Here is an 11,817-nt window from a genome sequence, read left to right as displayed (position 1 = left end):
ACTCCTTAGAGGGCCGCGCCTGCGTCCTCGATCACGAGCTGCGACAGGCTGCCGGGGAGGTACCGGACCATGCCGTACGTCGCTGCGGCGCGGCGCGAGTTGAGCGTGACGCCGACCGTCACGGGACCGGCCGGGGCGTTGTTGATGTAGCAGGTCATGTGCAGCCCGCTGGAGGTGTTCGAGTCGTCATCGAAGGTGGTCGAGTAGAAGTCGCCGACCATCGCGCTTGATGTAGAGACCGTCGTCCCGGCCGCCCAGCGGACGGTGGTGTACGCGCCCTGCTTGGCATAGCGGTTGATCGACTGGTCTCCCACGCCGTCCGTGTCCACGGATGCAACACGGAGCACGACCTTGTAGCAGCGGCCCGCCTCGGCCGTGAACGTCTGCCGGTAGACCACGCTGGGCGAGTCGCCGACGTACTCAGTCGTCGAGAGCGTCTGCATGGACCGCACGCCCTTCGCGCTGCTCTCGTTGGCTGCCGCCGTCTTCCACGTTGTCCAGCCGGACGCGTCGTTGCCAGTGCGCCACCACTGCTCGACGGTGGTCGGGCTGAGCCGGTACCAGGTCTGGTGCGCGAAGGTGCTTCCGGTCGGGCGGATGGTCCGCACCGTCCCGTACCGGCCTCCGTTGCCGAAGCTCCATCCGCCGGCAGCGGCCTGGGTGTCGTTCATCGTGAGCGTGGACTCGCCCGCCGGATAGGTGCTGGGCAGGGAGCTTTGCGTGTAGTCGGCGGGGGCGAGCTGGGCGTCGAAGGCGATCTGCCGCCACCCGGTCCAACTGCCATCCGTGCCGGTGCGCTCCCAGTCCTGCATGTCGCCGACCGACGCGAGCCGGGTGAAGCGCTGGTGCGCGTAGTTGCCGTTCGGGTTGCGCCAGGTCCGAAGGAGTCCGTACCCGGCGGCGGCGAACGACCAGCCACCCGAGGCGGCCTGGTCCGCGCTGTAGGTGCACCAGGAATCCCCGGCTGGGTACGCGGTCGGCGGGGCGGCCTGGGTGAACAGCGTCGGGTCGATCTGCGAGTCGAAGGCGACCTGCCGCCAGGGTGACCAGCCGGAAGAGTTGCCGCCACGTACCCACATCTCGTGCGGGGTGGTGCTGGCGTGAACGCGGCGCCACGTCTGTACGGCGTCGCCGCCCGACCAGACCTGGGTGAGGACGATGCCCCACTTCCCGGAGAAGTCCCAGCCGCCCGCCGTGGCGGCCGTCGCGCTCAAGTAGAACTGGACAGTCTCGCCCTGCGGGTAGCTCGTGGGCGGGGTGGCTTGGGTGATGCCGGTGTACGCGGGGTCGATCATGCGGGGGCCGGGCGGAGTGGCCTCCGCTGTCCGCTCCAGTGAGGAGACCCGCGATTCAAGGTCTTTCTGCGCGGAGGCGGCTGCCGCGTCAGCTGATAGCGGGGCCGGGTCTCCTAGGGTGGCTCCGAGGCGGTAGCCGTCTTCGGTGACCTTCAGGGTCATGCCGGTGACGACGGCCGCCATCTCCGTACCGCCGACGATGACCGCTACCTTGTCGCCGAGGAACCAGTCCCGGCCGAAGTCGAGCGCAGAGTCTTCCATCGGTACGGCCTGCGCCGCCTTCAAGGTGGTGCCGCCATCGGCCAAGGACTCGGCGCCCTTCTGGGTCAGCTCGGCCGTGTCCGTCGAGGAGCGCTCGTCGATGAACGACTCGATGCGGCGCCCCCAGTCCGTCTCGGAAGCGATCGAGTCCGGGTTGTCGACGGGAACGAAGAGGCGGTTCGAGCCGTCTCCGTCGCCGCCGACGATGACCCGCGTCTTGGCCGGGGTCGAGACGGTAACCCTCTGGCCCGCCAGGGTGTTGTTCACGACCCCGAGCCGGGCGTCCTTCGTGCGGTCGGCAACGGCGTAGGTCTCGAAGACGAGCGCCGTGCCTCGCTGGACGATTCGAAAGCCCAGGCCGTTCGGTTCGGCCAGCTCCTTGCACAGCTCGCCGAGCTGCTGGAAGCGGGGGCTCTTGGAGACGATGCCGCCGCGCTTGCCGTTGTCGCCCAGACTCAACCCGGCCCGGCGCCGGTTGGCCGGTGCATTCGGTCCGCAGTTCGCCGAGACGTAGTAGTGCATGAGGGTCTCGGCCGCGTCCGTCTTGTCGTCGGTCGCGACGGTCTGCGTGGCCGCGTCACCGTTGGACGGCTGCGGCCAGGCGAGCATGTCCGACAGGATGATCGTGTCGTCCACACCCTCGACCGTCAGTGTGCCGAGCGGGTCGGTCGCGGTGACGGCGGTCTCGGTCTTCGTGACCGGCCCGGAGAACAGAACGTCTCTCGGGCCCGTCACGATCAGGCCCGCGCCGGGCGTCGAGAGCACGGGGGCAAGCCAGTGCTCCGAGCTGATCGTCAGCTTCCACGTGCCGACGTTGTTGTGGATGTCCTCCGCTTCCAGAAGCAGGAGATCCGCGGGGATGGTGCCGATACGCGTCAGGCTCTTGTCGCGTACCTCGACGAGGAGATCCTCTTGCCTCACTAGATCACCACCCACTTCCGAGGGCGCCACGAGACGACGATCCGCGAGGCGGTGGTCGTGTTCAGCAGCGAGACAGAGATCGTTGAAGTCCCCGGCGGGACGGACCAGAGGCGCGGCGCGGTGTTCAGGTAGCGGTAGACGTTGGCCCCCGAACCGTCTCGGACAATGCCCGTGCCCATGTCGACGGTGATGCTGCCGGCCGACGTGATCGCTCCGGTGTAGTGGAGCGTCTCGCCGTTCGGCCCGATGGCCTTGAAGTTGTCGCCCGGCCCGTACACCTGGAACTGGGGATAGGCCAACGTGTCACCATCGTTGGTGAGTTGGACGCTGCCGATCGCCTGCGACGCGGCGAGAGGCATGGCGGAGAGCTGGGACAGGAACGGGGCGGCGGTCGCCCCGCCGATGCGTACGGTCTGCGGTACCTCGGCCAGGAAGTACGGGGTCGACGCGCGCAACGAGATGGTCGTCTGCGCGTCCCGGTCTCCGCTGGCCGGGTCGATCTCACCGCCGCCGGTCCACGCGACGGGGGTAGTCCAGCGTCCCCCGGCGCTGTCGATGCACGTCAGCGTCAGCCCGTTCTCGGTCGCCAGGACGCGGGCGAGGCGAGTGATCAGCTCGGCCAGGTGGGCGCGGTCACGGCCCACGATGTCTAGGGGGATGTCGATGTCGCGGGGCAGGACGCGCCGCCCACGGTAGGCGGCTCCGTCCCCTGCTCCTTCGAGCCACTGGACGGAGAGGGAGGGGAGGCCCAAGCCGGTTGCGCCGGCAAGGGCCTGGAACCCCACCCCGTCCATCTCCACCCCGGACAGGTTCACCTTGTCCGAAGCGGTGCTCAGTTCGAGCTTTACCAACCCACCATCCTTGCCCGCGAGGTAGCCGCGAACAGCTCCTCCTCGGACGAGAGGGAGCTGCTGTTGCCCGCGTAGTAGTTGAGAACCTTCGTCACGGACTGACCGCTGCCAGCCGACAGCCCGCCCGAGACGGCGGCTGTGACCTCGCGGGACGCTCCCGAAGTTGCGCTCTGCGCCAGGGCGTTCGTTGCACGCTCGACGCGCCCGCGCTCGTCGGTGACGCCGAGCGAGAAGCCCTTGCCGACGTAGGAGCCGAGCTTGCGGAACAGCCTCGACGGGCTGTGGATGTCGAGCGCCTTCTTGATCGCGGCGACCATGGAGTCCGCGATCTTGAGCATTTGCTTCTCGATCGTGGACTGCTGTGCTTCCAGGCCCTTGACCAGGCCCTCGGCCGCCTTCACGCCCGCGTCGTACATGTAGTGCGAGGCGGTCGACCCGGCGGAGGTGGCGTACTTCTCCAGCTCCTTTTGCAGGGCGTTGATCTCGGCAACACCGGAGGCGCCCGCGTTGGCGATGGCCTCGGCTGCGGCGAGCCCTGCCTCGGGACCGGCCATGGCGATCTGGTCGTACGAGGCGTCGTTGAGGCCGAGCGTCTTGAGCTTCTTCAGCACGGCCGCGTACTTCTTGGCCTGCTCGACCGCGTTCTTCAGCGAGTCCGAGATCCCGCCGAAGCTGGCATCTTCCACCTTCGTCACGTCGCCCGTGGCGAGCACCTTGTCGGCGACGCTCTTGGCGTAGTCCGACATCTCGTCGCGGAGCTTGTCGAGCTTGTCCTGCGCCGCCTTCAACTTGGTGCCGGCGGTGTCGTACGCGGCGAGCAGCTTGAGGAGCTGCGCGCGGTCGGCGTTGACCCTGGCCTTCAGTGACTTCGACGCGTTCTTCGGGATCTTCGCCGTGAGATCCTGGAGAGACTTCTTCACATCGTCGTGCTTCGATTCCAAGCCCTTGATCAGGCCCGAGATGATCAGCCGACCGGCGTCGTACAGAAGCACGCCGTCCTTCTTCGGCGGGCCCTTCCAGTCCGTGAGCTTGTCGGTTAGGCCCTTGAGGGTCGACTGCACCGAGCCGAACATGTCCTTGATGCCGTCGATGAAGCCGCGAATGAGCGACTTACCCGCCGACATCAGCGTGGAGCCGATCGAACTCAGCGCTGACTTCGCCTTGCCCGGCAGCTCCTTGACCGTGGTCACGGCCTTCCCGATCCATTCACCGATCGTGCGAACGAGCGCGCTCAGCGCAGAACTCGCCGTCGACCGGATCGAGGACCAGGCCGAAGAGAAGAATCGGCCGATGGCGCCGAGCCCGTCAGAGACGAGCCCGCGCATGCCGGTCATGAAGACGCCGAGGTACCCGCGGATCGCGTTGAACGCTCCCGTGCACAGGTCCTCGATCAGCTTCCAGCCGGACTTGAACAGGGCACCGATCGCCTTGAGGCCCTTGCCGATTCCGCCGATCAGACCGATGTTCAGGAACACCGCGAGCGCGCCGAGGATCGTGTCCCAGACGCCCTTGACGAGGCTCCAGAGGCCCTTCCAGAACTGCGACCAACCAGCCTTCAGTGTCGAGAAGTTGCCGGTGAACAGGCCCTCGATCAGGCCCCAGGCCATCTTCAGGACGCCGACGATGATGTCCCAGACACCCCGGACGATCTCGACCAGACCCTCGAAGACGAGAGCCACACCATTGACCGCTGCGACCAGCGCGCCGGCCAGCAGCTCGACGATGAACTTGATCACCGGCACTAGGACCGGCATCAGGAAGTTCACGACCGCGAGCAGCGCGTCGAGCACCGGTTGGATCGCTTCGAGCAAGCGCTGAATCGCGTCAGCGAGCGGCGGGAGAACGCTCTGGATGACCTCCGAGAGCATCGGGAGGAGCGGCTCGATGACCGCCGTGATGATCTGGAGAGCAACCGCGATGATCGGCTGGAGCGCCGTGAGTACCTGCTGAAGTGCGGCAGACAGCACCGGCAGGATCGGAGCCAGCGCGGAGATGAGCGCCTCCGCGAGCGGCATGACCGCCGAGAGGATCTGCGTGAAGATCGCGGCGATCGGAGGCAGGAGCGTCGCGAGGAACTGGAAGGCCGCGCCGAGCATCTGCCCGACGAGCGGAACCATCTGCTGAATGATCGGGGTGAGCTGCTGGAACGCCTGGGTGAGGGCGCCCGTAAGAAGCTCGATGATCGGGGTGATCATCGGCGCCAGGGTCGCGAAGGCGCTGGCCAGTGGGCCCAGTGCCGCAGCGAGGAGAGGGCCGAGCTGGGCGACGAGCGCGCCCACCACGGTCAGAAGGGCGCCGAGAGCTTCGCCCAGGGGGGCCAGCGCCGGGAGGAGGCCCTCGACCCCGGCCTGCATGCCGTCGAACAGGGCGTGGACGCCGTCCGTCACCGCCGGCTGATTCAGCGCGTCGGCGATTCCGCCCAACGCGGTGCCGATGATGTTGCCGACCTGCGGGAGAACGGCGGTCAGCAGTCCGACGAACGTGCTCAGGAACCCTTGGAGCTGCGGGCCCGCGCTGAGCATCAGCTCGTCCATCGCCTCGTGCGCGGAGTAGAACAGCATCCGCATGGCGTCCTGGACGCCGGACGAGTCGATCTTCTGGTGGATCTGGTCGAGCATGTCGGCCAGTGACCCGAGGGTGGAGCCGCCCGCCTCCTCGGCCGCGCGGGCGATGCCCGCGAAGATCCCGCCGATGTCGACGATGATCGCCCCGAGATCCTTGAGGGCGACGATGCCCTCGTCGATCATGTCCTTGAGGCCGTTGTCGGCCTTCTTCGACAGCCAGGCGTCGAAGTTCTCGCTGATCTTGACGAACCACGAAGCGAGATCAGGGAGGTAGCTGGTGCCGACCCGGCCGAGGGTGGCGATGATCGAGGCGAAGGTGTCCGTGCCGTCCGTCGCGATGGAGATCGACGCGGACAGGTCCGTGAACATCTGGGTCAGCGCCGGGGAGAGCGACGTGCCCAGGTTGGTGGCGAACGAGCCGAAGAACGAGCCGAGTTCGGTGGCGGTCTTGGAGACGCCGTCGCGGAACTTGGGAAGCAGATCGTCGACGACGGCGCGGATGGGCTCCGCCGCCTTGGCCCAGAAGTTCTCCGAGATCGTGTCCTGGAGGCCGGACAGTGCCGCCTTGACCTCGGGGATGACCTTGTTGAAGTCCTTCAACGCGGCGATCGAAACGCCCAGGCCGACCGCCATGCCGCCCAGAAGTCCGGGCAGCAGAAGCGCTGTTGGTGCGATCGACGCGAGCGACGCGGACAGCGTGAAGAGGTTCGAGGCCGCGGTGAGCCCCCAGCCCGCGAGGCCCGCGATGGCTGTGGCCAGAGTGCCGATGATCGGCGCGGACCGATCCAGGTTCTTGATCGACTTCCACAGCCGCTCGAAGGTGTCCGACAGAACGCGGGCCCCGGAGAGCGCGGCGAGGGCGGTCCCGACCTTCGCCAGCGCGGCGTTGTCGAGATCGGGAATGATGGGGACGGTGCGTGGCCGGGTCAGGATGCCCAGGCGGGCGCTTACGGCCGCGCTGGCAGCCGAGGGCCAGTTCAGCTCGATGTCGACCTTGACCGGAGAAACGTTTCTCCGCCACCGGTCGATCTCGTCCTTCACGCGGTCGGCGGAGTCCTTGTCGAGTTCCAGCTCGATCTTGCCCGAGCCGGTGACCTCGCCGACCTTGAAGTCGATCTTCTCGTGCTTGGCCTTCTCGCGGAGCTTGACCGCCGCTTCCTTGACGGCCCTGGCCATGCCGTTGTCGTCGATCGTCGTGTAGAAGCGAATCTTGCGGGCGTCGGTCGACTTGTTGTCGCGGTTGATGCCGCGCACGATGTCGAGGACATCGCGGCGCGCGCCGGTCGCGTCGGCCTTCGTCTGGATCGTGATCGCGAGATCGGACTCGATCCGCTTGAGCTGCTCCTTCAGGTCCCGCTTGAAGCCGGACGTGTCCGGCATGACCTTGACCGCAATCCGGCCGACGATGTTCGCGTCGGACAACCACTTACCTCCGCTGGAATACCTTGTAAATCTCGGCGACCGAGCGGGGCTTGCGAGCCTTGGGCTTCGGGGACTTCTTCTTGATCTCGGGCCTGGGGTAGGCGGGGATCTTCGGCGCCCTGCCCTTGCCCCACTGGCCGGTCGCCCTCGTGTTTTGATTGATCGCGTCGTACAGGTCGGCAGTCAGGTGGCGGTCCTGGCCCCAGCCGAACTGGTCACGGCCGCCCGACGCGAGGGCGATCGTCAACGAGGTGTCGGGAAGCCTCTGCACGAGCAGAAGGACGAGTGCCGGAGAGGGCCCCCGGCCTGCGATCACGTCGGCGAGATCGACGCCGTAGTGGAACAGCAGGTCGGGGTACAGGCCCTCGCCGTACTGGTCGATCAGGCCGCAGAGGCCGAGGCTTCCCCCGCCTGGGTGCTCTCGCCGTAGTGGCCGAAGATCTCGGCGAGGATCGCGAGGTCACCGCCCACGGCCGTGAGCAGCTTCTCGGCCGCCTTGTCCGACTCGGCGATGGTGCGGATGGCGTCGGCCAGGGACTCGGCCTGGTCCACGTCGTCGCGGCCCATCTCCTCCTGGAGCTTCGCCAGGCCCTCGCGCTTCGCCTTCGACAGGCGCAGGGGGTTGAGCAGGCGAACGGTGTCGTCGCCGAAGGTGATGTCGGTCGAGCCGTACTTGCGCTCGGCTGCGGCGCGGATGTCGTCGAGGGAGAAAGAAGCCATGGGGGTGCGGACCTCCAGAGAAGAGAGAAAGGGGAGGCGGACCGAAGAAGAAGGGGGAGGCCCGGCGCGGGCGGGTCCGCAGCGCCCGCGCCGGAAGTGATCAGGTGGTCGCGGCCCAGGCCGAGCCGTCCCACTTCGCCTTCGAGCCGTTGCCGAGCACGACGTGCTGCCCGGTGGTCCAGGCGCTCGTCGGGGTGGCGATCACGCCCGCCAGCGCGGCGAGGTTCTCCGGGGCGACTGCGCCGTCCGGAGTGAAGGAGCCGGGGGTGCCGGCGGATGCGCCGGTCGCGAGCGTGCCCCCGAGCGGGGTGATGGCGTAGGTCCACTCGTTCGAGCCGTAGGCCATGGGCTTCACGCCCAGGGGCAGCCCGGCGAGGCTCTCGGTGTCCGAGATCGCCATGTCGTCCGCGCGGTAGATCTCGGCGCGCGGCGCGTAGAAGGCGAAGTGGTTGTCGCCGTCCACGAACACCGCGAGGAAGGCGGCCTGCGTGGGCTCGGGGTTCGTCGGGACGCCGACCGAACCATCAGGAAGAATCGGCGCGTTGGCGCCGAAGTAGAGCTTCAGCGCGGCCGTGTCCCACTGCTGCAACGTGAAGGTCATGGTCTCCGTGCGCGCGCTGTACTTGGTGCGCAGGGACTTGTTCTGGAGCGACCCGATCGTGGTCGCCTCGCCGCCCTCGGACGTGATACCGAAGACGTCTTCCAGGCTGGTGTGGCCAACGTTCTGCCACGGGCTGAGCGGGGTTAGCAGGTCCGCCGGCATCGGCGTAGCGGTCGGCGCGGTCAGGTAGTTACCGGAGCCGACGACGAGAGTCGCGGCGTCGTTGATCGCCAAAGAGAAACGTTCCTTCTTTCGGGCACAAAAAAGGCCCGCACCCCCGAGGGGCCGGGCCTTCCGTCTGCTGCGCTTACTGGGAGATGTAGGGGCGGGTCCGCGGCTTGCGGATCTGCACGTCGTAGATCGACTCGTAGCGCCAGATCCCGGTGGGGAGGTCGGCGTACTGCACGGGCCCCGTCGCGGTCGCCCAGTCGGTTGCCCGCCGGGGCGCCGAGTTCATGTCCACGCGGATGATGTGGCCAAGGCGCGGATAGACCTTCGGCCGTAGCCAGGCATCGCGCAGCGCGACCCGGACAGCCTCGGAGAGGATCGCCGCGTCCTCGTCGCCGTCCGGGTCGGGGACGAAGACGTTGACGACCACCCGGGCGGCGTCGGTGAACCGGGTGTCGCCCTGCCACTCGCCCCAGGTCGGGTCGCGGCGGACGAGCACCAGGGGGAAGGTCTCGTGCAGGTCGACGAGCGACTTCACGCGTACGCCGGGCAGGCCCTCGCGCAGTACAGCCAGGAGGAGATCCTCGACCGGCGACAGCTCCGCCATGGCCCTGATGTGGTCGGGGAGTCCGGCCATCAGTCGAGGTGCACCTTGCCCTTCCGCTTCTTGGGCAGGTTCGCCGCGCGGGCCAGGATGAACAGGCCGTCGCTGGCCGGGATCACGTCGAGGTACGTAGAGCCGTCCTTGGCCGTCTTCACGACGATGGACTCTGCACGGCCGTACTCGATCGACAGGGCGGCCTTCTTGCCGCGCTCGTCGTCGAGGACCACGTACTTGTCGATCCGCCCGTCAACCATGTCGATGGTGGCGTGGCCCTCCTGGCGATGCTGGAGGAGCAGCTCCTCTGCTCTGGCCGCGACTTCGAACTGGGCCTCGTCGAGCGCGTCTTGAACGCCGGGCAGCCGAGCGAGGTACTCCTCCAGCTTCTTGCCGCCGACGCGGGAGTAGACGAATGCCATCAGGGCCGCTCCCGAATGTCGATGGACCAGTGCCGCGTGCGGCGGTCGCCGTGGTGGTAGGAGGGCGGCGTCACGATGTCCCACATGCGGCCCTGCCACTCGACGCGCGACCAGAGGGTCACGCCTTCGAGATTCGGGCTCACGATCATCCGCGTCACGTTGATCTGCTGCTGGCCCGGTACCTCCGCCTTGCCGGAACGCTGGGGGATGAAGGCGGCCTTCACCGTGACGGGGTTGTTCTCGTCCACCGCGACCACGGTGTTCCCCCGCCGGTCGACGACCTCCGTCGTCTTCCACACGCGAGCAGTCTGGCCGCGCCGTCGCTGCACGGTCACCAGGGGCCCGCCTCGTCCACGAACATCGGGAACGGCGAGGCAGGCGAGTAGTCGACCGGTACGCGACCGGCCGCGCTGCGCCCGCCCGGCTTCGTACCCCAGGCGAAGACGGCCACGCTGGTGATGCCGCGCTTTCGGCCGGCAAGTTCTTCCAGGAGCCGGATCTCCTCGCGGGAGAAGTAGACGGTGCCGCCGTCCCGGCCAATATCCGACCAGGCCAGCGTCTCGTCACCTGCCCTGGACTGGGTGTAGCCGTTCGGGTTCCGCATGTACCGGGCGGCCGACTTCAGCACCAGTGTCTTGACCAGCCGGGGCGCGGTGTCTTCGGGCCAGTCGCGGCCGTAGGTGGCCGCGAGGTCCGAGGCGTCGTCCAGCGCTCCCGCTGCGATGCGCAGCTCGTCTTCGTCCGGCTCCCAGTCCAGGCGGCCCCGCAGCTCGTCGAGGGTGGCGTATGCCAAGGGGGGCTCCCTCCTCGGGAGGGCGGCAGCCTTAACCGAGTGGAACTAGGTTAAAACTGCCGCCTGTTGGAATCAGCCGTTGGCGGGGTCGGCCTCGGGCTTCATGCCGGTCGGGGTCCACACCTTCGCGTCCGAGACGCCAGTGATCTTGGCCAGCTCGGAGGCTGCGGCCGGGTAGTCCGAGGCGCCGTCGAGCTGGAGCTTGATGCCGCGCACGAAGTGCTCCTGGGTGGAGATGACTTCCTTCTCGTTGGCCGCGTCCCAGCCGACGAGGATGTCCGTCACCGAGCGGAAGCCCGCGTAGGTGTTCACGACGCTGCGGTCCTGCATGTAGAGCGGGTCGTAGTCCCGGACCCAGCGAAGCGCGATGTTCTCGAAGCTGGTGGTCGCGCCGTACGGGACGGACTGCGGGACGCTCGGGGCGCCGGACAGGAAGATGAACGCCGAGGACGCGAAGGCGTACGCCGCGTCGGCCGGAATCGTCTGGTCGACGACGATGCGGAAGCCCATGCGGTCGCCGATGCTCGCGGTCCGCAGCGCGGACTCGGCCTCGCTGTCACCGACGTTCTGCGCGAGGTTGAGCTTGTCGTCGTTCAGGAGCGCCGACTCGAACTCCGTGCCGACCAGGAGGTACCTGCCCTCCTTCGGCGCGTGGAACGCATTGAGGACGCGGCGGGCCTCGATCAGCGCCGACCGGAGGTTCTGCGCGGCGTTGCCGATGGTGACGTTGTACGCCTGGCCGGTCAGGGTGTTGACCGCCCGGCGCTGAAGGCCGCGCGCGACGGCCTTCGACTGCGGACGGAGCAGCTTCGACCAGTTGTCGATGTCGAAGTCGTTCTGCTCGTCGGTGAGCTTGACGGCCGAGTACACGTTGCCGCCGAAAGTCACGGCGATGGTCCGCTCCGCGTACTCGTCGAAGACGATCGGGCTGGACCGGTCGTTGCGCCACGCGTAGTCGTGGAACGGCAGGATACCCTCCACCTTCATGGAGATCGTGTCGTTCTCGGCGCCCTTGAACTGGTCGATGCCCTGCTTCTGGAACAGGTTCGGGATGAGAAGCTCCTGCTCCAGCATCCCGACTGCCGCGTTCACGAGCTTCTGGGGCTTGACGACCTGGTGCTGTGCGGTGGGCAAGTGGTGCTACCTCCGGGGGCATGAAGAAACCCCCGGCCAGCGGCACGGGGGTGGGGTAAGGGGAACG

Annotated in this window: 11 protein-coding genes; all 11 read right to left on the bottom strand. The window is 67.7% G+C overall.

The features are described from left to right. Positions 1-5: 5 nt before the first annotated feature. Positions 6-2,477: a siphovirus ReqiPepy6 Gp37-like family protein gene (locus tag ACFWN1_RS01410; RefSeq protein WP_381272652.1), complete on the bottom strand. Its 2,472-nt coding sequence runs from the start codon at positions 2,475-2,477 to the stop codon at positions 6-8. Further along, positions 2,477-3,328: a phage tail domain-containing protein gene (locus ACFWN1_RS01405; RefSeq protein ID WP_381272654.1), complete on the bottom strand. Its 852-nt coding sequence runs from the start codon at positions 3,326-3,328 to the stop codon at positions 2,477-2,479. The genes ACFWN1_RS01410 and ACFWN1_RS01405 overlap by 1 nt, the downstream gene beginning before the upstream one ends. Then, complete coding sequence (locus tag ACFWN1_RS01400; RefSeq protein ID WP_381272657.1) at positions 3,322-7,314, bottom strand: hypothetical protein; 3,993 nt, start codon at positions 7,312-7,314, stop codon at positions 3,322-3,324. The genes ACFWN1_RS01405 and ACFWN1_RS01400 overlap by 7 nt, the downstream gene beginning before the upstream one ends. Before the next feature lie 4 nt (positions 7,315-7,318). After that, positions 7,319-7,585, bottom strand: coding sequence for a hypothetical protein (locus tag ACFWN1_RS01395; protein ID WP_381272659.1), 267 nt, complete (start codon positions 7,583-7,585; stop codon positions 7,319-7,321). 110 nt (positions 7,586-7,695) lie between these two features. Continuing rightward, entirely contained in the window at positions 7,696-8,034 is a 339-nt protein-coding gene (locus ACFWN1_RS01390) for a phage tail assembly protein (protein WP_381272661.1), read from the bottom strand. Between the two features lie 100 nt (positions 8,035-8,134). Next, positions 8,135-8,869, bottom strand: coding sequence for a hypothetical protein (locus tag ACFWN1_RS01385; RefSeq protein WP_381272663.1), 735 nt, complete (start codon positions 8,867-8,869; stop codon positions 8,135-8,137). Positions 8,870-8,942: 73 nt separating this feature from the next. Continuing rightward, positions 8,943-9,440, bottom strand: a complete 498-nt coding sequence (locus ACFWN1_RS01380) for a hypothetical protein (protein WP_381272666.1) — start codon at positions 9,438-9,440, stop codon at positions 8,943-8,945. After that, positions 9,440-9,823, bottom strand: a complete 384-nt coding sequence (locus tag ACFWN1_RS01375) for a DUF5403 family protein (protein ID WP_381272668.1) — start codon at positions 9,821-9,823, stop codon at positions 9,440-9,442. Before ACFWN1_RS01375 ends, ACFWN1_RS01380 begins: the two co-directional genes overlap by 1 nt. After that, on the bottom strand, positions 9,823-10,122 hold the full coding sequence (locus ACFWN1_RS01370; protein ID WP_381272670.1) for a phage head-tail adapter protein: 300 nt from the start codon (positions 10,120-10,122) through the stop codon (positions 9,823-9,825). Before ACFWN1_RS01370 ends, ACFWN1_RS01375 begins: the two co-directional genes overlap by 1 nt. Positions 10,123-10,154: 32 nt before the next feature. Next, positions 10,155-10,616, bottom strand: coding sequence for a hypothetical protein (locus tag ACFWN1_RS01365; RefSeq protein WP_381272673.1), 462 nt, complete (start codon positions 10,614-10,616; stop codon positions 10,155-10,157). Between the two features lie 72 nt (positions 10,617-10,688). Then, positions 10,689-11,750, bottom strand: coding sequence for a hypothetical protein (locus ACFWN1_RS01360; protein ID WP_381272676.1), 1,062 nt, complete (start codon positions 11,748-11,750; stop codon positions 10,689-10,691). Between the last annotated feature and the right edge of the window lie 67 nt (positions 11,751-11,817).

It is taken from the genome of Streptomyces sp. NPDC058459, from assembly GCF_042721685.1.
Lineage (GTDB): Bacteria > Actinomycetota > Actinomycetes > Streptomycetales > Streptomycetaceae > Streptomyces.
Note: the sequence above shows the minus strand (reverse complement) of the source record. Positions and strands in the feature narration are given on the sequence as shown.

What these genes read in the sequence shown, in the direction of transcription:
- ACFWN1_RS01390 (WP_381272661.1), bottom strand. Translation starts at nt 8,034, where the DNA reads ATGGCTTCTTTCTCCCTCGACGACATCCGCGCCGCAGCCGAGCGCAAG.
- ACFWN1_RS01380 (WP_381272666.1), bottom strand. Translation starts at nt 9,440, where the DNA reads ATGGCCGGACTCCCCGACCACATCAGGGCCATGGCGGAGCTGTCGCCG.
- ACFWN1_RS01375 (WP_381272668.1), bottom strand. Translation starts at nt 9,823, where the DNA reads ATGGCATTCGTCTACTCCCGCGTCGGCGGCAAGAAGCTGGAGGAGTAC.